The sequence below is a fragment of the Leclercia sp. 1548 genome (assembly GCF_050435045.1).
In the GTDB taxonomy this organism is placed as follows: Bacteria; Pseudomonadota; Gammaproteobacteria; order Enterobacterales; family Enterobacteriaceae; genus Enterobacter; species Enterobacter adecarboxylatus.
In genome coordinates, this window is record NZ_JBNDJP010000006.1 from 188,731 (window position 1) to 214,716 (window position 25,986).

At 56.0% G+C, this 25,986-nt stretch carries 25 protein-coding genes; 8 read left to right on the forward strand and 17 right to left on the reverse strand.

Annotation, left to right across the window (positions count from 1 at the left end; all coding sequences use genetic code 11):
• Nucleotides 1-37: 37 nt before the first annotated feature.
• A complete protein-coding gene (gene thiI / locus ABIE02_RS17005; RefSeq protein WP_032616820.1) occupies nt 38-1,486 on the reverse strand; it encodes a tRNA uracil 4-sulfurtransferase ThiI in 1,449 nt (482 codons plus the stop codon).
• A gap of 192 nt (nt 1,487-1,678) precedes the next feature.
• Here thiI and xseB point away from each other — a divergent pair, with 192 nt between their 5' ends.
• The 4 genes from xseB (at nt 1,679) to ABIE02_RS17025 (ending at nt 5,748) form a co-directional block, all read left to right on the forward strand.
• The gene (gene xseB / locus ABIE02_RS17010) at nt 1,679-1,921 is read left to right on the forward strand and encodes an exodeoxyribonuclease VII small subunit (RefSeq protein WP_032616819.1); all 243 of its coding nucleotides are present in this window, start codon (nt 1,679-1,681) and stop codon (nt 1,919-1,921) included.
• Nucleotides 1,922-2,821: a (2E,6E)-farnesyl diphosphate synthase gene (ispA, locus tag ABIE02_RS17015; protein WP_059308615.1), complete on the forward strand. Its 900-nt coding sequence runs from the start codon at nt 1,922-1,924 to the stop codon at nt 2,819-2,821.
• A 24-nt stretch (nt 2,822-2,845) separates the two neighbouring features.
• Entirely contained in the window at nt 2,846-4,708 is a 1,863-nt protein-coding gene (gene dxs, locus ABIE02_RS17020; RefSeq protein WP_077226999.1) for a 1-deoxy-D-xylulose-5-phosphate synthase, read from the forward strand.
• A 65-nt stretch (nt 4,709-4,773) separates the two neighbouring features.
• Nucleotides 4,774-5,748 (forward strand): aldo/keto reductase, encoded by a 975-nt coding sequence (locus ABIE02_RS17025; RefSeq protein WP_032616816.1) that lies wholly within the window; start codon nt 4,774-4,776, stop codon nt 5,746-5,748.
• Between the two features lie 96 nt (nt 5,749-5,844).
• Here ABIE02_RS17025 and thiL read toward each other — a convergent pair whose 3' ends face one another.
• The 5 genes from thiL to nrdR form a co-directional block, all read right to left on the reverse strand.
• Nucleotides 5,845-6,816, reverse strand: a complete 972-nt coding sequence (gene thiL, locus ABIE02_RS17030) for a thiamine-phosphate kinase (RefSeq protein ID WP_032616815.1) — start codon at nt 6,814-6,816, stop codon at nt 5,845-5,847.
• Between the two features lie 78 nt (nt 6,817-6,894).
• The gene (gene nusB / locus ABIE02_RS17035; RefSeq protein WP_032616814.1) at nt 6,895-7,314 is read right to left on the reverse strand and encodes a transcription antitermination factor NusB; all 420 of its coding nucleotides are present in this window, start codon (nt 7,312-7,314) and stop codon (nt 6,895-6,897) included.
• A 21-nt stretch (nt 7,315-7,335) separates the two neighbouring features.
• Nucleotides 7,336-7,806, reverse strand: a complete 471-nt coding sequence (ribH, locus tag ABIE02_RS17040) for a 6,7-dimethyl-8-ribityllumazine synthase (protein ID WP_014882758.1) — start codon at nt 7,804-7,806, stop codon at nt 7,336-7,338.
• 90 nt (nt 7,807-7,896) lie between these two features.
• Nucleotides 7,897-9,000: a bifunctional diaminohydroxyphosphoribosylaminopyrimidine deaminase/5-amino-6-(5-phosphoribosylamino)uracil reductase RibD gene (ribD, locus tag ABIE02_RS17045; RefSeq protein WP_077227000.1), complete on the reverse strand. Its 1,104-nt coding sequence runs from the start codon at nt 8,998-9,000 to the stop codon at nt 7,897-7,899.
• 4 nt (nt 9,001-9,004) lie between these two features.
• Nucleotides 9,005-9,454, reverse strand: a complete 450-nt coding sequence (gene nrdR / locus ABIE02_RS17050) for a transcriptional regulator NrdR (protein WP_103178462.1) — start codon at nt 9,452-9,454, stop codon at nt 9,005-9,007.
• A 153-nt stretch (nt 9,455-9,607) separates the two neighbouring features.
• Here nrdR and ABIE02_RS17055 point away from each other — a divergent pair, with 153 nt between their 5' ends.
• Together ABIE02_RS17055 and ABIE02_RS17060 are read left to right on the forward strand one after the other, a co-directional pair.
• Nucleotides 9,608-10,147, forward strand: coding sequence for a DUF3251 domain-containing protein (locus ABIE02_RS17055; protein ID WP_032616811.1), 540 nt, complete (start codon nt 9,608-9,610; stop codon nt 10,145-10,147).
• A gap of 263 nt (nt 10,148-10,410) precedes the next feature.
• Nucleotides 10,411-11,295, forward strand: coding sequence for a nucleoside-specific channel-forming protein Tsx (locus tag ABIE02_RS17060; RefSeq protein ID WP_059308617.1), 885 nt, complete (start codon nt 10,411-10,413; stop codon nt 11,293-11,295).
• A 52-nt stretch (nt 11,296-11,347) separates the two neighbouring features.
• Here ABIE02_RS17060 and ABIE02_RS17065 read toward each other — a convergent pair whose 3' ends face one another.
• The 7 genes from ABIE02_RS17065 to queA form a co-directional block, all read right to left on the reverse strand.
• Entirely contained in the window at nt 11,348-12,028 is a 681-nt protein-coding gene (locus tag ABIE02_RS17065; RefSeq protein WP_032616804.1) for a helix-turn-helix transcriptional regulator, read from the reverse strand.
• Between the two features lie 25 nt (nt 12,029-12,053).
• The gene (locus ABIE02_RS17070) at nt 12,054-12,419 is read right to left on the reverse strand and encodes a VOC family protein (protein ID WP_032616803.1); all 366 of its coding nucleotides are present in this window, start codon (nt 12,417-12,419) and stop codon (nt 12,054-12,056) included.
• Nucleotides 12,420-12,558: 139 nt separating this feature from the next.
• Nucleotides 12,559-13,530, reverse strand: coding sequence for a protein translocase subunit SecF (gene secF, locus ABIE02_RS17075; protein WP_032616802.1), 972 nt, complete (start codon nt 13,528-13,530; stop codon nt 12,559-12,561).
• A 10-nt stretch (nt 13,531-13,540) separates the two neighbouring features.
• Nucleotides 13,541-15,388 (reverse strand): protein translocase subunit SecD, encoded by a 1,848-nt coding sequence (gene secD / locus ABIE02_RS17080; RefSeq protein WP_032616801.1) that lies wholly within the window; start codon nt 15,386-15,388, stop codon nt 13,541-13,543.
• 25 nt (nt 15,389-15,413) lie between these two features.
• Nucleotides 15,414-15,746, reverse strand: coding sequence for a preprotein translocase subunit YajC (yajC, locus tag ABIE02_RS17085; RefSeq protein WP_032616800.1), 333 nt, complete (start codon nt 15,744-15,746; stop codon nt 15,414-15,416).
• Between the two features lie 22 nt (nt 15,747-15,768).
• A complete protein-coding gene (tgt, locus tag ABIE02_RS17090) occupies nt 15,769-16,896 on the reverse strand; it encodes a tRNA guanosine(34) transglycosylase Tgt (RefSeq protein WP_032616808.1) in 1,128 nt (375 codons plus the stop codon).
• A gap of 55 nt (nt 16,897-16,951) precedes the next feature.
• The gene (queA, locus tag ABIE02_RS17095) at nt 16,952-18,022 is read right to left on the reverse strand and encodes a tRNA preQ1(34) S-adenosylmethionine ribosyltransferase-isomerase QueA (protein WP_032616799.1); all 1,071 of its coding nucleotides are present in this window, start codon (nt 18,020-18,022) and stop codon (nt 16,952-16,954) included.
• Nucleotides 18,023-18,113: 91 nt separating this feature from the next.
• Between queA and acpH the strand changes: the two genes are divergently transcribed.
• Nucleotides 18,114-18,695, forward strand: a complete 582-nt coding sequence (gene acpH, locus ABIE02_RS17100; RefSeq protein WP_336994856.1) for an ACP phosphodiesterase — start codon at nt 18,114-18,116, stop codon at nt 18,693-18,695.
• A gap of 127 nt (nt 18,696-18,822) precedes the next feature.
• Nucleotides 18,823-19,425 (forward strand): peroxiredoxin C, encoded by a 603-nt coding sequence (locus ABIE02_RS17105; protein WP_032616797.1) that lies wholly within the window; start codon nt 18,823-18,825, stop codon nt 19,423-19,425.
• A gap of 118 nt (nt 19,426-19,543) precedes the next feature.
• Here ABIE02_RS17105 and malZ read toward each other — a convergent pair whose 3' ends face one another.
• From malZ to phoR, 4 genes are all read right to left on the reverse strand, one after another.
• The gene (gene malZ / locus ABIE02_RS17110) at nt 19,544-21,361 is read right to left on the reverse strand and encodes a maltodextrin glucosidase (RefSeq protein WP_204231105.1); all 1,818 of its coding nucleotides are present in this window, start codon (nt 21,359-21,361) and stop codon (nt 19,544-19,546) included.
• 131 nt (nt 21,362-21,492) lie between these two features.
• Nucleotides 21,493-22,866 carry a proline-specific permease ProY gene (proY, locus tag ABIE02_RS17115; RefSeq protein WP_077227004.1) on the reverse strand — a complete coding sequence of 458 codons (1,374 nt, stop codon included), beginning with the start codon at nt 22,864-22,866 and terminating at the stop codon, nt 21,493-21,495.
• A 79-nt stretch (nt 22,867-22,945) separates the two neighbouring features.
• Nucleotides 22,946-24,265 (reverse strand): branched-chain amino acid transporter carrier protein BrnQ, encoded by a 1,320-nt coding sequence (gene brnQ, locus ABIE02_RS17120; RefSeq protein ID WP_117385955.1) that lies wholly within the window; start codon nt 24,263-24,265, stop codon nt 22,946-22,948.
• Nucleotides 24,266-24,674: 409 nt separating this feature from the next.
• Complete coding sequence (phoR, locus tag ABIE02_RS17125) at nt 24,675-25,970, reverse strand: phosphate regulon sensor histidine kinase PhoR (RefSeq protein ID WP_164539970.1); 1,296 nt, start codon at nt 25,968-25,970, stop codon at nt 24,675-24,677.
• Nucleotides 25,971-25,986 lie beyond the last annotated feature (16 nt).

The following is a 25,986-nucleotide window of genomic DNA, read 5'->3' on the forward strand; positions in this document are numbered from 1 at the left end:
GGGGTGAGGGCATCAGGCCGCACTCCCCTGCAATGAACTACGGGCGATACACCTTCACATTCGTAAAGCCCTGCTCGCGCAGATAGAGCGCCTGCAGACGGCTCATCACCCCGCGCTCGCACCACAGCAGATAGGTTTTGCTCTTATCCAGATCGCCAAATTTGGTGCTCAGCTTGTAGAACGGCAGCGAGGCCACTTCCACACCTTCCGGCTCAAACGGCTTCGCATCCTGCTCATCCACAGAGCGGATATCCAGCAGCACGTCGTCAGGACCGAAACCGTTCACGGTCTCAACTTCCACCACGTCCTGCTCGGTCTGCTGGGCGATTTCGCGAATATCAATGTTAGAGGCTTCGGCCACCACTTTCTCAAGGATGCTGAAATCGAAGTTTTCTTCTTCCGCTTCGATCTTCGCCTTTACCGCTTTCACGGTCGGGCTTTTTGAGATCACACCGCAGTATTCCGGCATCGTACGGGCGAAGTCTTCAGTACCGATCTCACGCGCCAGATCGATGATGTGTTCTTTGTCGTGTGAAATCAGCGGACGCAGGATCAGGGTATCCGACACGTTGTCGATCAGACGCAGGTTGGTCAGGGTCTGGCTGGAGACCTGGCCCAGCGCTTCGCCGGTCACCAGCGCCTGCACGCCATAACGCTCAGCCACTTTCGAGGCCGCACGCACCATCATGCGCTTCAGCACCACGCCCATCTGGCCGTCGTCCACTTTCTCGAGGATTTCGCCCACCACCGGTTCAAAGTTGATCGCCACAAAACGCACGCGGTGAGAGCTGCCGAAGCGGTTCCACAGATAATGGGCCACCTGACGTACGCCAATTTCATGCGCCGCGCCGCCGAGGTTAAAGAAGCAGTAGTGCACACGGCAGCCGCGGCGCATCAGCATATAGCTGGAAACACCGGAGTCGAAACCGCCGGAAATCAGCGACAGCACATCTTCCTGAGTACCGATTGGGAAGCCGCCAATACCTTCGTAGCGGCCTTTTACCAGCAGCAGGCGGTCGTTCTCGATTTCCAGATTAACGGTCACTTCCGGGTTGGTCAGACGCACACGCGCAGATTCAACGTGCTGATTCAGTCCGCCGCCCACGTAGCGTTCGACTTCAATAGAGCTAAACTCATGTTTGCCGCGACGCTTGGCGCGCACACAGAAGGTTTTGCCTTCGATCTGATCGCGATACTGGGCCAGCGCTTTTTCGAAGATGTCGTGCAGGGAAGTGAATGGAACATCTTCCACTTCCAGAATATGGTGGATCCCCGGAATACGGGTTAAGGCTTCACGAATGTCCAGGCGCTTGTTTTCATCTTTAGCGCGGACTTCAACATGATCCCAGTGACGCACGACGGCCAGCGTCTCGTCGTAATGCTTCAGAACGTTACGAATGTTCCCGGTTAAAATTTTAATAAAGCGCAAACGCACAGATTGGCTTTTGATGGTGATTTCCGGGAACAATTTAATGATAAACTTCATGGCGGCAATGTTTCTTAGGCAAGCAATTAAGCTTGTAATGGAAAAGTACAGCAGCCCACATTTCCAGGGCTGCATCCAGGCGCAGAAGTATACCACCATCACGTGGCTCCTGTGCACATTGCGCGTTATTTGATAATTACCCTGAGTCCGATACCATATCAGGGATAAAAAACTGAGAGTCAGACATTCACTATGCCGAAGAAAAACGATGCACCCGCCAGTTTCGAAACTGCGCTGAGTGAACTGGAGCAAATCGTTACCCGTCTGGAAAGCGGCGACCTGCCGTTGGAAGAGGCGCTTAATGAATTCGAACGCGGCGTGCAGCTGGCGCGCCAGGGCCAGGTTAAACTGCAACAGGCGGAACAACGCGTGCAGATCTTGCTCTCCGATAACGAAGATGCTGCCACGACCCCCTTCACACCGGATGCCGAGTAGATGGACTTTTCGAACCAGCTTCAGGCTTGCGTCGGACGTGCTGACGACGCATTGCGCCGTTTTATCGCTCCGCAGCCTTTTCAGAACACTCCACTGGTTGAGGCCATGCATTATGGCGCACTGTTAGGCGGTAAACGCCTGCGTCCTTTTCTGGTGTATGCCACCGGCGGAATGTTCGGGATCAGTGCCGATACGCTGGATGCGCCTGCCGCCGCGGTGGAGTGTATTCACGCTTACTCGCTCATTCATGACGATCTGCCGGCGATGGACGACGACGACCTGCGCCGCGGACAGCCGACCTGCCACATTAAATTTGGTGAAGCGAACGCCATTCTGGCAGGCGATGCCCTGCAAACCCTGGCATTCTCAATTCTGAGCGATGCCCCCATGGTGGAAGTGGCGGATCGCGACCGTCTGGCGATGGTCTCCGAGCTGGCAATGGCCAGCGGTGTAGCCGGGATGTGCGGCGGTCAGGCACTGGATCTGGAAGCAGAAGGACGTCAGGTTAATCTGGAACAGCTGGAGCGTATTCATCGCCACAAGACCGGCGCATTGATTCGTGCAGCCGTTCGTCTGGGCGCGCTGAGCGCGGGTGAGCAAGGTCGCAACGCCCTGCCCGTTCTGGATCGTTACGCAGAAAGTATCGGCTTAGCGTTCCAGGTTCAGGATGACATTCTGGATGTCGTGGGCGATACTGCAACATTAGGTAAACGTCAGGGTGCCGATCAGCAGCTTGGCAAAAGTACCTATCCCGCCCTTCTGGGCCTTGAGCAAGCCCAACAAAAAGCCCGGGACCTGATTGCAGACGCCCGCCAGTCGCTTGAACAACTGGCCGCGCAGTCACTGGACACCTCGGCACTGGAAGCGCTAGCGGACTATATAATCCAGCGTGATAAATAACGAAAACACCACGATGAGTCTCTGATGAGTTTTGATATTGCCAAATACCCGACACTGGCGTTGGTTGACTCCACCCAGGAGTTACGTCTGTTGCCGAAAGAGAGCCTGCCGAAGCTGTGCGACGAGCTGCGTCGCTACCTGCTCGACAGCGTCAGCCGCTCCAGCGGTCATTTCGCCTCCGGGCTTGGCACGGTGGAACTCACCGTGGCGCTGCATTATGTCTATAACACGCCATTCGATCAGCTGATCTGGGACGTGGGTCATCAGGCTTATCCGCACAAAATTCTTACTGGCCGTCGCGATAAAATCGGCACTATTCGCCAGAAAGGCGGCCTGCATCCGTTCCCATGGCGTGGCGAGAGCGAATACGACGTGCTGAGCGTCGGTCACTCTTCCACCTCTATTTCAGCCGGGATCGGGGTAGCCGTCGCGGCTGCCAAAGAGAACAAACAGCGCCGCACCGTCTGCGTCATTGGCGATGGCGCGATCACCGCCGGGATGGCCTTTGAGGCGATGAACCACGCGGGCGATATCAAACCAGACATGCTGGTGGTGCTCAATGACAACGAGATGTCGATTTCCGAAAACGTCGGGGCGCTGAACAACCACCTGGCGAACCTGCTCTCCGGTAAGCTCTACTCCAGCCTGCGCGAAGGCGGCAAAAAAGTCTTCTCTGGCGTACCCCCGATCAAAGAGCTGTTGAAACGCACCGAAGAGCACATCAAAGGCATGGTCGTGCCTGGCACGCTGTTTGAAGAGCTGGGCTTTAACTACATTGGTCCTGTGGATGGACACGACGTGCTGGGGCTGGTCTCCACGCTGAAAAACATGCGTGACCTGAAAGGCCCGCAGTTCCTGCACATCATGACCAAAAAAGGCCGGGGCTACGAACCGGCGGAAAAAGATCCGATCACCTTCCACGCGGTACCCAAGTTCGACCACACCAGCGGCTGCCTGCCAAAAAGCAGCGGTGGGATGCCGAGCTATTCTAAAATTTTCGGTGACTGGCTGTGCGAAACCGCCGCCAAAGACAGCAAGCTGATGGCCGTTACCCCGGCGATGCGCGAAGGTTCCGGGATGGTCGAGTTTTCCCGCAAATACCCGACGCAATATTTTGATGTCGCCATCGCCGAGCAACATGCCGTGACCTTTGCCGCAGGTCTGGCGATAGGCGGTTACAAACCGGTCGTGGCGATCTACTCCACCTTCCTGCAGCGCGCCTATGACCAGGTGATCCACGATGTCGCGATCCAGAAGCTGCCCGTGCTGTTCGCCATTGACCGCGCAGGCATTGTCGGGGCCGACGGCCAGACGCACCAGGGCGCGTTCGATCTCTCTTTTTTACGCTGTATCCCGGATATGGTGGTGATGACCCCAAGCGACGAAAACGAATGTCGCCAGATGCTGTTCACCGGCTATCACTACCAGGATGGCCCAACGGCCGTGCGTTATCCGCGCGGTAACGCCGTGGGCGTCACCCTGGAGCCGCTGGCAAAACTGCCGATCGGCAAAGGTGTCGTTAAACGTCGCGGTGAAAAGCTGGCGATCCTGAACTTTGGTACGTTGATGCCAGAAGCGGCAAAAGTGGCAGAGTCCCTTAACGCGACCCTGGTCGACATGCGCTTTGTGAAGCCGCTCGATGAGGCCTTGATACTGGACATGGCATCACGTCACGAGGCGCTGGTCACCCTGGAAGAGAATGCAATTATGGGGGGAGCTGGCAGCGGCGTGAACGAAGTGCTGATGGCGAATCGTAAACCTGTACCCGTGCTGAACCTGGGCCTGCCGGATCACTTTATCCCGCAGGGTACGCAGGACGAAGCGCGCGCCGACATTGGTCTGGATGCCGCGGGTATCGAAGCCCGCATCAACGCCTGGCTGGCATAATCCCTCCCCTTTCCGCTCCTGCTATGCTTAACGTTACGTTTTAAGTAATCAGCAGGAGTGGAACCATGCAATACAATATATTAGGAAAAACAGATCTTAAGGTTTCTCGTCTTTGTCTGGGCTGCATGACGTTTGGCGAGCCGGACCGGGGTAAGCACGCCTGGACGCTGCCGGAAGAGAGCAGCCGTCCGATCATCAAACACGCTCTTGAGGGCGGCATTAACTTCTTTGATACCGCCAACAGCTACTCCGATGGCAGCAGCGAAGAGATCGTCGGCCAGGCGCTGCGCGACTTCGCTCGCCGCGAGGAAGTGGTGGTCGCCACCAAGGTGTACCATCAGGTGGGTGATCTGGCAGAAGGCCTCTCCCGGGCGCAGATCCTTCGCTCCATTGATGACAGCCTGCGCCGCCTGAACATGGAATATGTCGATCTGCTGCAGATCCACCGCTGGGATTATAATACCCCGATTGAAGAGACGCTCGAGGCGCTGAATGACGTGGTCAGGGCGGGAAAAGCGCGCTATATCGGCGCCTCGTCGATGCACGCCGCCCAGTTTGCCCAGGCGCTGGCACTTCAGGAACAGCACGGGTGGGCGCCCTTTGTCACCATGCAGGATCACTACAACCTGATCTACCGCGAAGAAGAGCGCGAGATGTTGCCCCTGTGCTATCAGCACGGCGTGGCGGTGATCCCGTGGAGTCCGCTGGCACGCGGGCGGTTAACCCGTCCGTGGGGTGAAACCACTGCCCGCTCGGTATCGGATGAGTTTGGCAAAACACTGTATGACGAAACCGAAGCCAATAATGCGCAGATAGCCGAACGTTTAACAAGAGTTGCCGAGGATCTCGGCGTAACGCGCGCTCAGGTGGCACTGGCATGGGTGTTGAGTAAGCGGGGAGTGGCAGCGCCCATTATCGGCGCATCGCGCGAAGAGCAGCTGGACGAGTTGATCAATGCCGTAGATATCACCCTGACCCCGGAACAGATCGCCGAGCTGGAGACGCCGTACAAACAGCATCCGGTCGTGGGATTCAAATAAAAAAGCCCGGTGGCGCTTCACGCGTACCGGGCTTTTCAAAGTCTCTGTAAGCCGGGTAAGGCGAAGTCGCCACCCGGCAATACACGCCGCAAAGAACTATGCGAAGTGATCGTACCCTTTCCAATCGAGCGTTACCGGCGAACCGTTCTGCACAAACTGCAATCCTTCGCTTTCCGGCATAATCTGGCCGATACAGGTAAACCCAGCCCCCAGATTGGCTAACGCCACATCCAGCGTGCCGCGGTTCAGCTCAGGAACGGTAAAGCACAGCTCATAATCTTCACCGCCGGAGAGCGCCCAGCGCAACGCCTGATCTGGCTCCACGTGCCTGCGCATCGCCTCAGAGAGTGGGAACAGATCCAGGTCGATCCGCGCGCCTACGCCGCTGGCTTTCAGAATATGACCCAGATCGGAGATCAGGCCATCCGAGAGATCGATAGCAGAGCTGGCGCGATCCCGCAGCGCCTGGCCGTGCAGAATGCGCGGCGTCGGGCGCAGATGGCGTCGCACAAAGTACGCCTCATCATTCGCGTCCGGCACGGTTAACTGCTTCTGCAATATGGCCAGCCCTGCCGCGCTATCACCCGGCGTGCCGGTGACGTAAATCCAGTCGCCCGGTTTCGCACCAGAACGTTTTAATGCCCGCCCAGCCGGCACATAGCCGTGGATCGCCAGGGTCATCGACAGCGGACCGGCGGTAGTATCGCCGCCAATCAGCTGCATATCGTAATAGTTAAGCTGTTCAAACAGCGCGTCGCTAAAGGCCTCAAGCCAGCTTTCATCAACTTCAGGCAGGGTCAGCGCCAGGGTTAACCACGCCGGATCGGCCCCCATCGCCGCCAAATCGCTCACGTTCACCGCCAGCGCTTTATACGCCAGATCGGCAGGATCGATATCCGGCAGAAAATGATGACCACACACTAAGGTGTCGGTGCTGATGGCCAGCGTCTGTTTTTCGGGGATATTGAGAAGTGCACAGTCGTCGCCGATGCCGGTTTCCACATCGAGACGCGAGCTTCTGACTCGGTCAAAATAACGGGCAATCAGGGAAAATTCGCCACATGCCATACGTTATGCCTCAGCAAAGAAAATAAAAAAACCGGAGCACGCACCGCCCAAAGGCGACACGATACTCCGGCTTGCGGATCACTTTTTACGGGGACGGATCGCAGGTGCGGCTTTATCCAGCACGCCATTCACAAATTTGTGGCTGTCTTCAGCACCGAAGGTTTTCGCCAGTTCGATCGCTTCGTTGATGGCCACTTTGTACGGCACATCATCACGCTTCGACAGCTCAAACAGTGCGATACGCAGCACAGCTTTTTCAACCTGGCCCAGCTCTTCGAGCAGACGGGACAGGTACGGCTTCATCAGACCGTCGAGATACGCGCTATTAGTCGCCACTCCCGACAGCAGTTCACGGAAGTACACGACGTCAACGTCTTTGACGTCTTGTTCCGCCAGGAACTGGTATTCAACATCAGCGATGTCGTTCTGGGACAACTGCCAGGAGTAAAGTGCCTGAACGGCACATTCACGGGCGCGGCGACGAGCAGCAGGTTTCACGGAATTCCCCTTACAAAAAAATCAGGCCTTGATGGCTTTCAATACATTGATCATTTCAAGCGCGGTCAGTGCAGCTTCTGCACCTTTGTTACCGGCTTTGGTGCCAGCACGTTCGATGGCTTGTTCAATACTTTCAGTGGTGAGTACGCCGAAAGCGACAGGAATTTCTGCATCCTGTGCCACGTGCGCCAGACCGTTGCTTGCGCCACCCGCAACATATTCAAAATGCGCGGTGCCGCCACGAATTACCGTACCCAGTGCGATAACTGCATCATACTTACCGGTTTTCGCCAGTGCGCCCGCTGCCAGTGGCAGTTCGTAAGCACCCGGAACCCAGACAACGGTAATGTTTTCGTCTTTCACCTGGCCGATACGTTTCAGGGCGTCAATGGCACCCTCCAGCAGGCTGTCGTTGATGAAGTTGTTGAAACGCGCAATGGTGATGGCGACGCGAGCGTCCGGGGTAGCAACGGCTGCTTCAATAATGTTCATACTCTTCCTTAACGGGTTCATTTGGTGGCCCCGCAGGGGGGCGGATTTTATCATAATATTTTGCGCACTGCTTCCCTATTTAGGCAAGCCTTACGCGGTGGTCAGGTGGAGACACAGATCCGGCCCAACCGGGCGTATCTCGCTAAAGTTAAATGCCGGAGCATCCGCCAGTTTTTCCAGCCCAGGTAACACGCACAGACCACGCGCGTCGCTGCCTAACAGTTTAGGCGCCAGATAGACGATCAGCTCGTCCACCAGCCCGGCCTGCAACAGCGCACCGGCCAGCGTCGGACCGGCTTCTACCCAGATACTGTTGATCTGCTGTTTACCCAGCAACATCATCAGCACCACTAAATCCACGTGCCCGTTATGCTCCGGCACCAGGATGCTGCGAACGCCTTCCGGCCAGCTGCGCTCATCTTCCTGCGTACGGGCAAACCAGGTTTCGCCCGGCTGCTGCACAATGCGGTGCTCAGGCGTCACGCTGTTCTGCCGGTCAACCACGATGCGCAGCGGCTGGCGTAAATTTTGTCGCGGATACAGCGTTTGCGTGTCGGCATTCAGCTCATCCCAGCGCACCGTCAAAGAAGGATCGTCGGCCAAAACGGTGGCATGGCTGGTGAGGATAGCATGGCTTTGCGCGCGCAGACGTTGCACATCGCGCCTTGCTTGTGGGGAGGTGATCCACTGGCTTTCGCCGCTGGCCATTGCCGTGCGGCCATCCAGCGAGGCCCCCAGCTTCAACTGGATATAGGGAAAACCGGTTCGCATCCGCTTGAGGAAGCCTTTGTTCAGGCGTTCGGCCTCACTCATCATCAGGCCATGACTGACTTCAATGCCCGCCTGCTGCAGGCGATACAGGCCGCGACCAGCAACCTGAGGATTAGGATCCTGCATCGCCGCGACGACCCGTGAAACGCCCGCAGCAATAAGGGCATCGCAGCACGGCGGCGTGCGACCGTGATGGCTGCAAGGTTCCAGCGTCACGTAGGCCGTCGCACCGCGCGCCTTCTCGCCGGCCATGCGCAAAGCATGCACTTCGGCATGCGGCTCACCGGCACGATAGTGAAAACCTTCCCCGACGATCTCGCCATCTTTCACGATAACGCAACCCACGTTCGGATTGGGGTGGGTGGTAAACCGCCCGCGTTGCGCCAGCTTCAGCGCTCGCGCCATGTAAATCTCATCCTGCATGTGCTTAGTCCTGTAGGCGGGCGATCTCTTCACCGAACTCTTTGATATCTTCAAAACTGCGGTAAACAGAGGCAAAGCGGATATAGGCGACTTTATCGAGCTTCTTGAGCTGTTCCATGACCAGATTGCCGATCATTTTGCTCGGCACCTCGCGCTCGCCGGTGGCGCGCAGCTGAGTTTTGATATGGTTAAGCGCCATTTCGACGTCATCTGCGCTTACTGGCCGCTTCTCCAGCGCTTTTAGCATTCCACTGCGCAGCTTCTCTTCATTGAAGGGTTCGCGAATGTCGTTACTTTTGACGACGCGCGGCATCACCAGCTCCGCCACTTCAAAAGTGGTGAAGCGTTCGTTACATACCAGGCACTGACGGCGGCGGCGTACGGATGAGCCTTCTCCCACGAGACGGGAGTCGATTACTTTAGTATCGACGGCGAGACAGAATGGGCAATGCATACGGTGTCCTGGCTATCGGGTTGACTGAACTCCATTTTACCCCGAACTGGGCTGACAACAAAGAAGGAGCGTTTTTGAGATAAAGGATCTATACGCAGGGCCGCGTCGTTGACTACCCTTAGCAGAATCCGTTATTTCAGGGAAATAATTGCCATGACAAGACGTTACCTACATGTTCTGCTGCTGGGAAGCCTTTTTAGCCTCAGCGCCTGTGCGCAGCAAAGCGAAGTGCGCCAGATGAACCAAAGCATCAGTTCATTGAATACCACCATGAATAAGCTTAACCAGGAAACCGTCAAGATCACCCAGCAGAATGCGCTGAACGCGAAATCGACCAGCGGCGTCTATCTGCTGCCGGGATCGAATACGCCTGCCAGGTTGAACAGCCAGATCGGCACACTGCGCATGTCGCTGGTGAACGTCGCGCCAAACGCCGATGGCACCCGTGCCACGCTGCGCATTCAGGGGGAATCAAACGATCCCCTGCCGGCATTCAGCGCCACCGTTGAGTGGGGCCAGATCCAGGGCACCACCGACAGCTTCCAGGAGCTGAACGTTCAGACCCAGCTGATTAATGCACCGGCCAGCATTCTGGCACCCAGCGATGTCGACATTCCGTTGCAGCTTAACGGTCTGACGCCCGATCAACTCGGTTTTATCCGCATCCACGATATCCAGCCCGTCGCGCAATAATCCCCCAGCGGAACGTGGATCACGTTCCGCCCCCCTCTTTGGTTACAAACATTGGCAACAGAAATGTTTGCTATTACAATCCGCTCCGTTTAAAAATACGCAAACGTGAACGCAATCGATTACGTATGTGAGAGAACTGTGAAACAACACATATTTTTGTGAGCAAGGATTCCTATAATAGGCTCCCAGAAACACGAAATATTTAGAAACGCAATTCGCGCCTTTTTCACTCCCGTAAGGGATTTCAAATCAGTGGCATTATTATGAAAAAAACATTACTGGCAGCCGGTGCAGCGCTGGCGCTCTCCTCTACTTTCTCTGTTCAGGCAGCAGAAAACGATAAACCAGAGTACGTTTCCGACTGGTGGCACCAGAGCGTCAACGTCGTTGGCAGCTACCACACCCGTTTCGGACCACAGATCCGCAACGATACCTACCTGGAATACGAAGCGTTTGCCAAAAAAGACTGGTTTGATTTCTATGGTTACATGGATGCACCGGTCTTCTTCGGTGGTAATACTGACGCGAAAGGTATCTGGAACCACGGTTCCCCACTGTTCATGGAGATCGAACCGCGCTTCTCCATCGACAAGCTGACCGGTACCAGCCTGGCCTTTGGTCCGTTTAAAGAGTGGTACTTCGCAAACAACTACATCTACGACATGGGCCGCAACAAGTCCGGTCGCCAGAGCACCTGGTACATGGGTCTGGGTACTGACATCGACACCGGTCTGCCGATGAGCCTGTCCATGAACGTCTATGCTAAATACCAGTGGCAGAACTACGGTGCAGCGAACGAAAACGAGTGGGATGGCTACCGTTTCAAAGTGAAATACTTTGTGCCAATCACCCAGCTGTGGGGCGGCAACCTGAGCTACATCGGCTTCACCAACTTTGACTGGGGTTCAGACCTGGGCGACAACGACTTCCGTGACCTGAACGGTAAGAAAGCGCGTACCAACGACTCTATCGCCTCCAGCCACATCCTGGCGCTGAACTACGATCACTGGCACTACTCTGTTGTGGCGCGTTACTGGCACAACGGTGGTCAGTGGAACGACGACGCCAGCCTGAACTTCGGCGACGGTAACTTCAGCGTGCGTTCTACCGGCTGGGGTGGTTACCTGGTTGTGGGTTACAACTTCTAAGTTGTGCCTGTAACGCCACCCGGCAAAAAAGCCAGCTCAAGAGCTGGCTTTTTTATTGCTTAACCTTCCGTAAAAAGTCCGCCAGCGATCGGTCTGCACCTTCGCTAAAGCGTCTGTCCGTCATCGTGATATTCAGACACCTGTCGAGTCGGAAACAGCGATAGTCATCGCGCCGTTCACACCATGCTGCCAGCAGCCAGTGCTCGCCCCAGAAGAACAACCCCAGCGGTTGCACGTCGCGGGAAGAGAGGTGGCCGCTTTCATCACGATAGTGCAGTCCCAGCACCCGCTGAGCAGAGATCGCCTGATGAATCACATCGAAGCCGCTGCGGGAGTGGTGTTGCATGGCAATATCCGGGGCGTAGATCCGCGTCTGCTCGGCCTTGCGGCGGCTCTCCTCCGGCAGGATCGCCAGCACCTTTTCCTGGGCCGACTCCAGCTCACGCGACAGCGACTCCCCGCCCCAGGTTTTAAGCAGGCGGATCGCCACCATCAGCGCTTCGGACTCCCTGTTGGTCAGCATCAGGGGCGGCAAGTCAAAGCCCGACATCAGTCGATAGCCGCTTCCCGCCTCCCCTTCCACCGGCACGCCAGAGAGCGATAGATCGCGGATATCACGATAAACCGTGCGTTCAGAAACGCCGAGCCTGTCTGCCAGATGCGCTGCTGTGGTCAGCCGCCTGCCTCGCAGGATTTGCACAATCTGAAACAAACGGTCAGCGCGTCGGGTCATTGTTTATTCGCTTTACAGGTTGATGTCAGGCAGGTTGATGAAGTCCAACCCGGTTGCCTTCGCTGTCGGTAAACAGCGCAATGGTGCCAATACCGCGCGGCAGTTCCAGTGGGCCAAACACGCATGCCCCACCCGCTGACACCACACGATCCAGCGTTGCCGCCAGGTTATCAGTATGCAGATAAATAATAGCGCCCTGGGATGAGGGTGTAATGCCGTCAAATTTTGCCAGCGCGCCGCCGGTAGCCGGATCCTCATGAGGAAAAATGGCCAGCTCGGCAACGTCCATTGTCTCGCGCTTCAGCGCCACCTGCATCACCGGCTCGTAAAATTTGATGGCACGATCCATATCCGCGACCGGAATTTCAAACCAGTTAATCACACTTTTCATACATCCTCCTGCCTGTTGTTTGGGTTCAGGAGGAGTGTATGACAGGCCTCCTGACAGCATACTGTCAGGAGTGTTTGTCAGGAGCAGATAAAAAAAATCCCGGTCATCAGACCGGGATTTCGATAACGCACTACCTGTCTTACGGCAGGATAGAGGGCTGATCCGCCCCTTCTTTCTCGACCTTCTGCTGGAGCAGGTGCTCGCGCTTCATGCCAAGTTTCAGTGCCAGTGCCGACGCGACGTAGATGGACGACGCCGTACCGATGGAGACACCGATCAGCATGGTTAGCGAGAAGCCTTCCAGAACCGGACCGCCGAAGAGGAACAGCATCAGGATCACCATCAGGGTAGTACCGGAGGTGATCAAGGTACGGTGCAGCGTCTGGGTCAACGACACGTTAAAGATTTCGTACGGCGTACCGCGACGGATCTTACGGAAGTTTTCACGGATACGGTCAGATACCACGATACTGTCGTTCAGTGAGTAACCGATAACGGACATCAGGGATGCCACGATTGTCAGGTCAACCTCAATGTGGAACAGCGACAGAATACCCATGGTAATCACCACGTCGTGCGCCAGGGCGATAACCACACCTGCCGCCAGTCGCCACTCAAAGCGGAAACCGACGTAGACCAGGATGGAGATCAACGCGACCAGCAGTGCCATCGCACCGGTCTGGGCCAGATCCGCACCCACGCTTGGCCCGACGAACTCAATACGCTTAACCGTCGCGCTCTGGCTGGTTGTTTCGTTAATCACGTTAACAACCTTGCTGCCCAGCTCCTGACTGCCGTTAGCATCGTGTACGGGAGGCATACGCACCATGATGTCGCGGCTGCTGCCAAAGTTCTGCAGCAGCGGCTCTTCGAAGCCTGCTTTTTGCAGGGATTCGCGCATCTGGTCCATATCGACCGGTTTTTCCAGGGAGATCTCAATCACCGTACCACCGGTGAAATCAAGGCCCCAGTTAAAGCCTTTCACGCCCATAACGACGATGGACAGGATCAGCAGTAAACCTGAAATGCCGAAGGCCCAGTAGTCCCAGCGCATAAAGTCCCAGACTTTACGGCCGTAGTTCAATTGTTCAACAGTATATTCCTGTGCCACAACGCACTCCTCAGATAGACAGCTTTTTAACGCGCTTGCCGCCGTACAGCAGGTTCACGATGGCACGGGTGCCGACAATAGCGGTAAACATCGACGTTGCGACACCGATACCGGTCGTAATCGCAAAGCCTTTGATAGCGCCAGTACCCACTGCATACAGGATAAGAACCTTAATCAGTGTTGTTACGTTCGCATCGAAGATGGAGCTGAAAGCGCCTTTATAGCCTTCGTCAATCGCCTGCTGAACAGAGCGACCGTTGCTTAACTCTTCCTTGATACGTTCGTTAATCAGTACGTTGGCATCGACCGCTACCGCAAGGGTTAGAACGATACCCGCAATACCCGGCATGGTCAGCGTCGCCCCTGGCAGCAGGGACATGATACCGATGATCAACACCAGGTTCGCAATCAGCGCACTTGTCGCAATCAGACCAAACTTCTTATAGAAGAAGATCATGAAGACGATGGAGATCGCCAGACCTGCCAGACAAGCTTCCAGACCCTGGGTGATGTTCTGCATGCCCAGTGTTGGACCGATGGTACGTTCTTCAACGATCTGAATTGGCGCAATCAGCGCACCGGCACGCAGCAGCAGCGAAAGCTGACGCGCTTCGTTCGGGTTGTTGATACCGGTAATACGGAAGCTGTTACCCAGGCGAGACTGGATATTGGCGATGTTAATCACCTCTTCCTCTTTCACCAGAATGGCGCGACCGTTAGCGTCTTTTTTACCGCTGTCTTTGTACTCCACGAACAGGGTCGCCATCGGTTTACCGATGTTGTCCTTGGTGAAGTTAGACATGATGTTACCACCTGCGCTATCAAGCGAGATGTTAACCTGCGGCTGGTTGTATTCGTCCTGGCTGGAGGTCGAGTCGGTGATGTGGTCACCGGTCAGGATCACCCGCTTGTACATCACAACCGGCTGGCCTTCACGGGTCTGCTTCACTTCAGAGTCGCCCGGAACGCGGCCAGAGGCGACAGCGGACTGATCGACGTTGGTGTTCACCAGACGGAATTCCAGCGTCGCGGTTGCGCCCAGAATCTCTTTAGCACGTGCGGTATCCTGGATACCCGGCAGCTCTACCACGATACGGTCAGCACCCTGACGCTGTACCAGCGGTTCAGCTACGCCAAGCTGGTTAACACGGTTACGCAGGATGTTGATGTTCTGCTGAACCGCGTATTCACGCGCTTCTTTCAGACGCTCATCGGTCATCACCGCACGCAGCTGGTTGCTGCCCTGAGAAGAGAGCACCAGGTCGCGATGACGCTGGGTCAGGTAATCCATCGCCTGATCGCGGGCCTTGCTGTCGCGGAACGCGATGCTCATCCCGTAATTATCTTCCTTACGCACGGTGGTGTAAGGGATGCCTTTGTCGCGCAGATCGCTACGCAGGCTGTCGATGTTTTGTTCCTGGAGTTTGCCAAGCGCGGTTTCCATATCGACTTCCATCAGGAAGTGTACGCCGCCACGCAGGTCGAGACCGAGTTTCATCGGTTCCGCGTTGATAGAAGCTAACCAACGCGGCGTTGCAGGAGCAAGGTTCAACGCCACGACATATTTATCACCCATCACGCCCATCAGCGCTTCACGCGCGCGGAGTTGCGTGTCGGTGGAGTCGAAGCGAGCAAGAATAGCGCCCTCTTCCAGTGCCACAGACTTAGCGGTAATTTTTTCTTCTTGTAAAGTTTTCTGGACCTGGATCAGCGTTTGCTCACTGGCGGCGACACCGCGCGCGCCAGTGATTTGAACAGCCGGATCCTCACCATACAGGTTGGGAAGCGCATACAGCAGGCCGACGACAATGACGACGACCAGCATGATGTACTTCCACAAAGGATAACGGTTTAACACGGCAGTTCCCTTTGGGAAAAGTTAATTACAGCGCTTTCATGGTGCCTTTCGGCAGAACGGCAGCGACGAAGTCACGTTTGATCACTACTTCAGTGGTATCGTTCAGCGCGATAACGATGTAGCCGTTATCTGCAACTTTGCTCACACGACCAACCAGACCACCGTTAGTCAGCACTTCATCACCTTTAGCGATGGAGTCCATCAGCTTTTTGTGCTCTTTGGTGCGCTTCTGCTGTGGACGCAGGATCATGAAATAGAAGATCAGACCGAACACCACCAGCATCAGAATCAGAGACATCGGGCTGCCCTGCGCCGGTGCACCTGTTGCCGCTACCGCATCAGAAATAAAAAAGCTCATTAAAATTCCCTCATTAAATAAATTAATCAACGTTCAAAGGTGGGACTTCCCGACCCTGTCGTTGGTAAAAATCGGTCACGAAGCTCTCTAATTTACCCTCTTCGATAGCCTTGCGTAAACCAGCCATTAAGCGCTGGTAATAGCGAAGGTTATGAATCGTGTTGAGACGCGCGCCCAGTATTTCATTACAACGATCAAGATGATGCAAATAGGCACGAGAATAATTGCGACAGGTATAGCAATCGCACTCGGCATCGAGCGTGCTGGTGTCGCTTTTATGCTTCGCATTACGGATTTTTACCACGCCGTCGGTCACGAACAGGTGACCATTACGGGCGTTACGGGTCGGCATAACGCAGTCGAACATATCAATGCCGCGACGCACGCCTTCGACCAGATCTTCTGGCTTACCGACGCCCATCAGGTATCGAGGCTTATCTGTTGGAATTTGCGGGCAAACATGCTCCAGAATACGGTGCATATCTTCCTTCGGCTCCCCTACAGCCAGACCGCCGACAGCGTAGCCATCAAAACCTATCTCTACCAGACCTTTAACCGAGATATCGCGTAAATCTTCGTAAACGCTTCCCTGAATAATGCCAAACAGCGCATTTTTGTTGCCAAGGCCGTCAAAACGGTCGCGACTGCGCTTCGCCCAACGCAGCGACATCTCCATGGAGCGTTTAGCGTAATCCCAGTCGGCCGGGTATGGGGTACATTCGTCGAAGATCATCACGATATCGGAGCCGAGATCGTACTGAATCTCCATTGATTTTTCCGGATCGAGGAAGATCGGGTCGCCGTTGATAGGGTTACGGAAATGAACGCCTTTTTCAGTGATCTTGCGAATGTCACCGAGGCTGAAGACCTGGAAACCGCCAGAGTCGGTGAGGATTGGGCCTTTCCACTGCATAAAATCGTGCAGATCGCCGTGCAGCTTCATCACTTCCTGGCCCGGGCGCAGCCACAGGTGGAAAGTGTTACCGAGGATAATTTGCGCGCCCGTGGCTTCAACTTCTTCCGGCGTCATCCCTTTTACGGTGCCGTAGGTGCCCACAGGCATGAAGGCTGGCGTTTCTACTACGCCACGATCGAACACCAGACGGCCGCGGCGCGCGCGACCATCAGTGGTATCAAGTTCAAATTTCATTTTCATTCCTCTGTGCCAGAAAAACAGTCCGACACATTATTCTGGTACCGGAGAGTTATTCCCCGACACGTTCATTCAAAGCTTGCGGATTGTACGTGATAAACATCGCGTCACCGTAGCTAAAAAACCGATATTTTTGTTCTACCGCAGCCTTGTAGGCATTCATGGTGTTTTGATAACCCGCAAATGCCGACACCAGCATAATCAGCGTCGACTCCGGCAGGTGGAAGTTGGTCACCAGCGCATCGATTACCTGATATTGATAACCCGGGTAGATGAAGATTTGTGTGTCGCCGAAGAACGGCTCAATCAGATCGTTTTTGGCGGCCTGGGCAGCGCTTTCCAGCGAGCGAACAGAGGTAGTGCCGACGGCAATGACGCGGTTACCGCGCGCTTTCGCTGCCAGAACCGCATCCACGACGTCCTGCGGCACTTCGGCGTATTCGGAGTGCATGATGTGATCTTCAATGCTGTCTACCCGCACCGGCTGGAAGGTGCCCGCGCCCACGTGCAGGGTGACAAAAGCCAACTCCACGCCTTTCTCGCGCAGTTTTGCCAGCAGCGGATCGTCAAAATGCAGGCCCGCGGTCGGGGCAGCGACGGCACCAGGCTTCTGGCTGTAGACGGTCTGATACAGTTCGCGGTCAGCGTCTTCATCCGGGCGGTCAATATACGGCGGCAGCGGCATATGGCCGATGCTGTTGAGGATATCCAGTACCGGACGCTCATCGTTAAACTGCACTTCAAACAGCGCGTCATGGCGCGCCACCATGGTGGCGTTAATGCTCTCGTCATCGCCCAGCAGCAGTTCCGCCCCCGGCTTTGGCGCTTTAGAGGCGCGAATATGTGCCAGAATACGTTTATCATCGAGCATTCTTTCGACCAGCACTTCGATCTTACCGCCGCTGGCTTTGCGGCCAAACAGACGGGCCGGGATGACGCGAGTGTTGTTGAACACCAGCAGGTCGCCCGGATTAAGCTTGTCGAGCAGGTCGGTGAAAGTCCCGTGCGTCAGTGCACCCGTCGGCCCATCCAGCGACAATAAGCGGCAGCTACTGCGCTCAGGCATAGGATAGTGGGCAATAAGGGACTCGGGTAATTCAAAGGAGAAATCGGCGACGCGCATGGCATATACTCGTGACTTAAAAACAGGCGGCTTAGTCTAGTGCTCACACCTCTTTGCTGCAACAACTAGCCGACACCGGATAACGAATCGCATGAATTTTCTCGCTCACCTGCACCTCGCCCATCTCGCTGACAGCTCTCTTTCCGGCAATCTGCTGGCCGATTTTGTGCGTGGCAATCCCGCCGAGGATTACCCCCCTGACGTGGTGGAAGGCATTTTTATGCACCGCCGGATTGACGTCATGACCGACAACCTGCCTGAAGTAAAAGAAGCCAAAGAGTGGTTCCGCCCGGAAACCCGCCGGGTCGCCCCTATTACGCTCGATGTCATGTGGGATCACTTCGTCTCTCGCCACTGGGAACAGCTCTCTCCTGACATGCCGCTGCCGGAATTCGTCCGCTATGCCCACGCCCAGGTGGCAATCATCCTCCCGGACTCGCCGCCGCGCTTTGTGAATCTGAATGATTACCTGTGGTCAGAGCGCTGGCTCGAACGCTATAGCGATATGGACTTTATTCAGCGGGTACTGAATGGGATGGCCAGCCGCCGTCCTCGTCTCGACGCCCTGCGCGACTCCTGGCAGGATCTGGATGCCCATTACGATGCACTTGAAATACGTTTCTGGCAGTTCTACCCGCGCATGATGGAGCAGGCGAAATATAAGCTGCTTTAATGTGAATGTGATTGATAGGTAAAAGCTGGGTTAACGATTGTCAGCGCCTCTTTGTCTTTCGCGCGAGGACTCTCTATACTGGGCCGCGTTGCGTTCCAAATAACCTTAGTAATCACAGGAGAATCATATGGTTCTGGTAACTCGTCCGGCCCCGGATTTTACAGCAGCAGCTGTACTGGGCAGCGGTGAAATCGTTGAAAACTTCAACTTCAAACAGCATACCAACGGTAAAGCCACCGTTCTGTTCTTCTGGCCAATGGACTTCACCTTCGTTTGCCCGTCTGAGCTGATTGCTTTCGACAAGCGTTACGAAGAATTCCAGAAGCGTGGCGTGGAAGTGGTTGGCGTCTCCTTCGACTCTGAGTTTGTTCACAACGCATGGCGTAACACCCCTGTCGACAATGGCGGCATCGGTCCAGTGAAATACGCGATGGTTGCGGACATCAAACGCGAAATCCAGCAGGCTTACGGTATCGAGCACCCGGATGCGGGCGTTGCCCTGCGTGGTTCCTTCCTGATCGACGCTAACGGTATCGTGCGTCACCAGGTTGTGAACGATCTGCCACTGGGTCGTAACATCGATGAAATGCTGCGTATGGTTGACGCGCTGCAGTTCCACGAAGAGCACGGTGAAGTGTGCCCGGCTCAGTGGGAAAAAGGTAAAGAAGGTATGGCCGCGTCTCCAGCAGGCGTTGCGAAATACCTGACCGAAAACGTATCCAGCCTGTAATCGGCACGGTTTACGAAAAGGCCCGCAGATGCGGGCCTTTTTTATTGGCGAGCCTCATGTCCGTAGGCGCTACGCTTGCCGGGCCTGGATGATACGCAGTGCCGCCCGGCAGCGAAGATTAATGCCCGAACCAGACGGAAGCCGAGATCGCTGGCAGAGAGAGTACACCCTCCTGCGCCACGCCTTTCCCCTCTTTCAGTTGCCACTGTTTTACGTTAAGTAGCGGCGAATCGTCTATTACCACCTCACAGGCATCGCCCCGGTTAATAGCCACCAGCACCCGCTGCTGGTTGTAGAGACGCATAAACACCACCACATTGTCGTGAGCGTAGACGACCTGGCAGCCGCCATAGCGCAGCGCCTGACTCTGTTTACGCAGTTTAATCAGCCGCTGATAGAGCGTGAACAGCGCCGGATCCTGTTTTTCAGCCTCCCACGGGAAGGTCTTGCGGCAGAAGGGATCGTTATTGCCATCCAGCCCCACCTCATCCCCGTAGTAAATACAGGGTACGCCCGGCCAGGTAAACAGCCAGGTGACCGCCAGCGGCAGGCGCGCCACGTCTTTGCCGAGCAGCGACTTAAAGCGCGCGGTGTCATGGCTGTCGAGCTGGTTGAACATGCGGAGCTGCTGCTGATGCGACAGGCTGGCGCGGTAGTTATCCATCCACTTCATGCAGGTTTCCGCGTCGATCAGTTGCGGATCGTAGGAGATATCGGTATTGGCGAGGAAGCCCCACAGCGGGAAGGTGAAGCCGCGGTAGTTCATCGCCGAATCTTCCGCGTCGTTCTGCAACCACTGGCGGGCATCGCCAAAGTGCTCGCCAAAGACGAAGGCATCGGGCCGGGCCTGCTTCGCGGAATGGGTGATCCCGGCCACATGTTGCAGGTTGTTCCGCGCTCCGCCCGCCTCGCCAAGCATATGCACCACATCCAAGCGCCAGCCGTCCATATTCCACGGGGCTTTCAGCCAGTGACGAACAATACTGTCTTCGCCGCCGTAGATCTCCTCCACCAGCGTGGGTGACTGGTAATCCAGCTTCGGTAAGCTGGCGTAGCCCAACCAGTCGAGGGCGCGGCCTTCGTCGTCAAAGCTGTACCAGGCCCGCTGGGGCGAGTCCGGGTTATGGCAGGCACCGCCTGTCCCACGGTTGTGGCGGTCGAACCAGGCGTGAGAATCACCGCTGTGGTTAAACACGCCGTCCAGGATCAGGCGCATCCCTTCCCGCTGGGTATTTTCCCGCAGGCGTAACAGGGCCTCGTCGCCGCCAAACTGCGCATCCACGTGGCGATAATCTTCGGTGTCGTACTTATGCACGCTGGGGGCAACAAATACCGGGTTAAGGTACAGCGCCGTGACGCCCAGTTTTTTCAGATACGGCAGCTTCTCGCTAATGCCGTCGAGATCGCCGCCGTAAAAGGTGGAGCCACCTGCCTGGGCAGTGACCGGCTCATCCCATTCATGGAAGATCGTCTCGTGACCGGCGGCGTGGTGATAGTAGGTTTTATCCCTTGCCGGGTTGCGCTGCTGGCTGCGGGCAAAGCGGTCCGGGAAAATCTGATAGAAGACCTGCTCAACCACCCACTCAGGCCCGGCATCAGGATAATCGACGGCGAACTGCTCCAGCCGGGCGGGTGGAAAGCGGCTGAACCCCTGCGGGGTAAACCACAGCTGACGGTTATGCCAGAGCATTTTAAAGCTGTAGCGGTGCCGCGGCTGCCCTTTCGCTGCGTCAATGGTCGCGCGCCAGGCGGTCACGCCGGGTTGCGGCTGACTGCGCACCTTATGCATTGGCAGCGAGGTCTCTTCATTATCGAATTCAGCGCGCAGCGTGACCCGCTCAGGCAGCTGCTCACCCGTCAGCCACAGCGTAATGACAAGTTTATCGTTGTTTTGCTTAACAAATGGGGCAACCGGCAGGTGCCATGCATTCAACATCTCTTATCCCCTATCCCAGAAATGAGGTCACCTTGCCACAGGGTAGTTGATGTTCACTCATCGCGAAGCGGTTTATTGGGGGAGGAGAAAGGGGGAGGAGAAAAATGCCCGGCGTTTGCCGGGCATTCTGATTACTGCACTTCTGCTAACTGACGCTCGCGGCGGCGTTTGAACACCCAGCCCACCAGCAGTAAGGCAATCCACGCGAAGCCAACATACAACGAGATGCGGGTTTCCGGGTGGTAACCAATCAGGCCGATAATAAAGACCAGGAAGATCAGGCCAGCGACGGTGCTTGCCACGCCGCCCGGCACTTTAAACTTCAGCGCTTTCACCTCTTCAGGCGACAGACGACGACGGAAGCCAATCTGCGACATCAGAATCATGATCCACACCCAGACGGTGGCGAAGGTCGCCAGCGAGGCGATCACCAGGAAGACGTTCTCCGGCATGATGTAGTTCAGATAGACCGACAGCAGCAGCGCAACGGTCATCACCAGCACCGTCACCCACGGCGTGCCGCGGCTGGAGGTTTTGGCGAAGGCCTTAGGCGCACTCCCCTGCTCTGCCATGCCGTGCAGCATACGCCCCACGCCAAAGACGTCAGCGTTAATGGCGGAGAGGGACGCAGTCAGCACCACAAAGTTAAGGATGCTGGCGGCAAAGGTGATCCCCAGGTGCTGGAAAGTGAGTACGAACGGGCTACCGTTGGTGCCAACCTGGTTCCACGGGTAGATAGACATGATCACAAACAGCGTGCCCACGTAGAAGACCAGAATACGCATCGGCACCGAGTTGATGGCGCGCGGGATAGACTTCTCAGGATCTTTCGCTTCACCGGCGGTAATACCGATGATTTCAATCCCACCGTAGGCGAACATCACCATCTGCAGCGACATCACCATGCCGATCCAGCCGTTGCTGAAGAAGCCGCCGTTACTCCAGAGATTGTGGATCCCGGTCGGTTGTCCGCCGTTGCCAATCCCCCAGATGATGATGCCAATACCGGCGGCAATCATGATGATAATGGTGGCGACTTTAAAGAAGGAGAACCAGAACTCCAGCTCGCCGAACACCTTCACGCTCATCAGGTTAATGGCGCAGATGATCAGCACCACGCTAAGGACCCAAACCCAGTGTGGCACCGTCGGGAACCAGACGCCCATGTAAATGCCGAAAGCCGTGACATCGGCAATGGCCACAATCAGGATTTCGAAGCAGTAGGTCCAGCCGGTGATATACCCGGCGAGCGGGCCTAAGTTTTCCTGAGCATAGCGGGAGAAGGAGCTGGCCGACGGGTTATGAACGGACATCTCCCCCAGCGCACGCATAATGATGTAGGCGGCAACACCGCCGATAAGATAGGCCAGCAGAACGCTGGGACCGGCCATTTTGATGGCATCTGCCGAGCCATAAAAAAGACCGGTGCCGATTGCAGAACCCAGCGCCATAAAGCGGATATGGCGGGCGCTTAATCCACGCTTGAGTTTGTTAGTGCTTTCCATTTGTTGTCATGCCATTCAGACTAAAAAAAACAAAAAACCACGGGGCATTACGCCCCGTGGTTTAACATTCAGCCGTTGATTAGTGCGCGTTCGATGTAACCTGGCGCCCTGCAGCACGATCCCAGATAATAGCCAGTACCAGTGCAACAACGGTAGGCATCAGCCAGGCCAGACCTTGTTCAGACAGCGGCAGACGCTGTGTCCAGGCGGGCAGCATGGCGCTGATTGCCGATGCCTTAATCCCGTCAAGCATACCAAAAAGCAGACTGATAAACATGGCCGGGGCGATAATTCGTGTGGAATTATTCCACCAGCCGCGGGTGAAGCTCAACACCACCAGCACGATGCACGGCGGGTAGATGGTGGTCAGCACCGGAATGGAGACCTGAATAAGGTGGCTCAGACCCAGGTTCGACACCGCCATCGAGAAGCCGCCGAGGATAAACACCAGCGTACGATAAGAGAGCGGAACGTACTGCGCAAAGAACTCCGCACAGGCACAGGTCAGGCCAACCGCAGTCACCAGACAGGCCAGGAAGATCAGGATAGCCAGCATCATGCTGCCCGCGCCGCCAAAGGTATGCTGCACGTAGGCATGCAGAATGGCCGCACCGTTCGCACCCTGGTCAACCAGCACGCTGCTGTCGGAACCCAGACGGAACAGCGCCAGATAGAGCAGTGCCAGGCCCGCGCCCGCCATCAGGCCAGCCCAGACGGTGTAACGGGTCAGCAGACGCGATTCGGTCACGCCACGGGAACGCGCGGCGTTAACGATCACGATACCGAACGCCATCGCACCCAGCGTGTCCATGGTCAGGTAGCCGTTCACAAAACCGTTAGAGAAGGCTGCGTTTTGATACGCTTCGGTAGCCGAACTCAGCGGGCCAGCAGGCCAGATAATTGCCGCAACTGCCAGTACCAGCAGCGCCAGAATCTTCATCGGAGCCAGGAAGTTGCCCACGGTATCCAGCAGCTTGCCAGGATAGAGCGACACCAGGATCACGATAGCGAAGTAGACCAGGCTGTAGATAAACAGCGGCAGCGGGCCGTCACCGGTCAGCGGGGCGATCCCCACTTCGAAGGAGACGGTCGCGGTGCGAGGGGTCGCAAACAGCGGACCGATCGCCAGATAGCAGACCACGGCCAGCATCACGCCAGCCACTTTGCCAATCGGCGCACTGAGGCTATCGACGCCGCCGCCGACTTTCGCCAGCGCCACGACGGTCAATACCGGCAGGCCCACAGCGGTGATCAGAAAGCCGATCGCTGCAGTCCAGACGTGTTCACCTGCCTGCAGGCCAACCATGGGTGGGAAGATGATGTTGCCTGCGCCAACGAACAGCGCAAATGTCATAAAGCCCAGTGCGATGATATCGCGCGATTTCAGTTGATGGGTCATAAAACCTTACTGCCTGTGGATGTGGTGTTGAAAACGTTGAATTTTTCGCTATCCCATGCGGAATAAAACAGCGGAAAAAATGTGCAATTTCAGCGGGAAATGCTTCCCTGCTGCCGTGGTCAGGAATAATTTTTCGATTTACCACGCAAATACAGTCTGTCCGACAATATCAGGAGGGCAATTTAAACGCTTATAACGTTTAAAGGCAATATGGGATCGCAAAACCAGAACAATATGCCAGGTTGAAGTTAACACCTGGAACATTACACCATTTATAAGAAAAACCCATGGCTAATCATGCGAACAAAAAAGCATCAGGCGTATAAAATTTATTCGCGCTTCGGTTGACTGCAAAGCAAACAGGCCAGCTTACGCTGGCCTGTGGCAATATCTGATTACAGTCGGGGCGTCAGGCGCTGTTACTGGCAATCAAACGTTCCGGGATCACAAAGCTGAAACGCGTGCTTTTGCCCGGCGTGCTGACGATATCGAGACGGCTGTCGTGGTGATTGATGGCATGTTTAACGATAGCCAGCCCCAGCCCACTGCCGCCCGTCTGGCGGGAACGGGCTTTATCCACCCGATAAAAACGCTCGGTCAGACGAGGAATATGCTCCGGGCCAATGCCAGGGCCGTCATCCTCGACGCTGAATTCCGCCCCAGCAGGCACATGCTGCCAGCGCACGGTGATGTGGGTGCCTGCCGGCGTGTGATTCACCGCGTTATAGACCAGGTTGGAGATGGCGCTGCGCAGCTCATCGGTACTGCCGCGCACTTTGAGAGTGTTATCTACCTCGAAGGTGAGCTGATGCTGCTGCTGGCTTAGGGTTTGCGCCTCTCGCTCTAACATCCGCAACATCATCGGCACATCGATAGTTTCATTGAGCGCCAGGGTTGGCGCGGCCTCAATACGGGAAAGGGTCAGCAACTGCTTGACCAGCCCTTCCATCCGTTGCGTCTGCTCGCGCATGGTTTGCAGCGCTTTTTCCCGCGGTGCCCCCTCCAGAGTCTGCTCCTGCATCATCTCCAGATAGCCCTGCAACACCGTCAGCGGCGTGCGTAATTCATGGCTGACGTTGGCGAAGAAGTTGCGCCGCGCCCCTTCCAGCTGGTGCATTTGCGTCACGTCGCGCGCCACCATCAGCCACTGCTTGTCGCTGTAGGACATCACGCGGATCTCCAGATGACGACCGTTGTTCATCACCAGATTATGTGGGCGGGTAAAATCGCGTTTTTTCAGGTACTGGGCAAACTCGGGGTAACGCAGCAGGTTGAGGATGTTTTGTCCATTATCGTCTGGCCAGCGCAGGCCCAGCAGCTGTTGCGCCAGTCCGTTACACCAGAACATTGCCCCTTCTTCGGTAGTGAGCACCACCGCATCCGGCAGGGATTCCGCGCCGCTGCGAAAGCGCTTGATCAAGTTGCCCAGCTCGCGTCGGCGCTTTTTATTACGCATCTGCATCTGGTGCAGGCCATACAGCAGCGGTTCCCAGCTACCGCTTCCCGGCGGAGGGGTCATGCTTCTGTCTACCCACAGCCACCATGACAGGCGGAGCAGATTCCAGAAGTGCCAGATCAGCAATCCGGTGATTGCCGCCAGCAAAAACCAGGGTAAATAACCGAAAACAGCCCCGAGGATCAGGGCCGGAATACAGCAAAGTACCAGTTCAAAACAGAGCCTTTTCCATGACAGACGTTCCAGCACGCGTCACACTCCTGTG

Bases quoted from the DNA above. Each gene is read 5' to 3' on its own strand.
- thiI (WP_032616820.1), bottom strand. From the start codon at position 1,486: ATGAAGTTTATCATTAAATTGTTCCCGGAAATCACCATCAAAAGCCAA.
- xseB (WP_032616819.1), top strand. From the start codon at position 1,679: ATGCCGAAGAAAAACGATGCACCCGCCAGTTTCGAAACTGCGCTGAGT.
- ispA (WP_059308615.1), top strand. From the start codon at position 1,922: ATGGACTTTTCGAACCAGCTTCAGGCTTGCGTCGGACGTGCTGACGAC.
- dxs (WP_077226999.1), top strand. From the start codon at position 2,846: ATGAGTTTTGATATTGCCAAATACCCGACACTGGCGTTGGTTGACTCC.
- ABIE02_RS17025 (WP_032616816.1), top strand. From the start codon at position 4,774: ATGCAATACAATATATTAGGAAAAACAGATCTTAAGGTTTCTCGTCTT.
- thiL (WP_032616815.1), bottom strand. From the start codon at position 6,816: ATGGCATGTGGCGAATTTTCCCTGATTGCCCGTTATTTTGACCGAGTC.
- ribH (WP_014882758.1), bottom strand. From the start codon at position 7,806: ATGAACATTATTGAAGCAGCCGTTGCTACCCCGGACGCTCGCGTCGCC.
- ribD (WP_077227000.1), bottom strand. From the start codon at position 9,000: ATGCAGGATGAGATTTACATGGCGCGAGCGCTGAAGCTGGCGCAACGC.
- nrdR (WP_103178462.1), bottom strand. From the start codon at position 9,454: ATGCATTGCCCATTCTGTCTCGCCGTCGATACTAAAGTAATCGACTCC.
- ABIE02_RS17055 (WP_032616811.1), top strand. From the start codon at position 9,608: ATGACAAGACGTTACCTACATGTTCTGCTGCTGGGAAGCCTTTTTAGC.
- ABIE02_RS17060 (WP_059308617.1), top strand. From the start codon at position 10,411: ATGAAAAAAACATTACTGGCAGCCGGTGCAGCGCTGGCGCTCTCCTCT.
- ABIE02_RS17065 (WP_032616804.1), bottom strand. From the start codon at position 12,028: ATGACCCGACGCGCTGACCGTTTGTTTCAGATTGTGCAAATCCTGCGA.
- ABIE02_RS17070 (WP_032616803.1), bottom strand. From the start codon at position 12,419: ATGAAAAGTGTGATTAACTGGTTTGAAATTCCGGTCGCGGATATGGAT.
- yajC (WP_032616800.1), bottom strand. From the start codon at position 15,746: ATGAGCTTTTTTATTTCTGATGCGGTAGCGGCAACAGGTGCACCGGCG.
- tgt (WP_032616808.1), bottom strand. From the start codon at position 16,896: ATGAAATTTGAACTTGATACCACTGATGGTCGCGCGCGCCGCGGCCGT.
- queA (WP_032616799.1), bottom strand. From the start codon at position 18,022: ATGCGCGTCGCCGATTTCTCCTTTGAATTACCCGAGTCCCTTATTGCC.
- acpH (WP_336994856.1), top strand. From the start codon at position 18,114: ATGAATTTTCTCGCTCACCTGCACCTCGCCCATCTCGCTGACAGCTCT.
- ABIE02_RS17105 (WP_032616797.1), top strand. From the start codon at position 18,823: ATGGTTCTGGTAACTCGTCCGGCCCCGGATTTTACAGCAGCAGCTGTA.
- malZ (WP_204231105.1), bottom strand. From the start codon at position 21,361: ATGTTGAATGCATGGCACCTGCCGGTTGCCCCATTTGTTAAGCAAAAC.
- proY (WP_077227004.1), bottom strand. From the start codon at position 22,866: ATGGAAAGCACTAACAAACTCAAGCGTGGATTAAGCGCCCGCCATATC.
- brnQ (WP_117385955.1), bottom strand. From the start codon at position 24,265: ATGACCCATCAACTGAAATCGCGCGATATCATCGCACTGGGCTTTATG.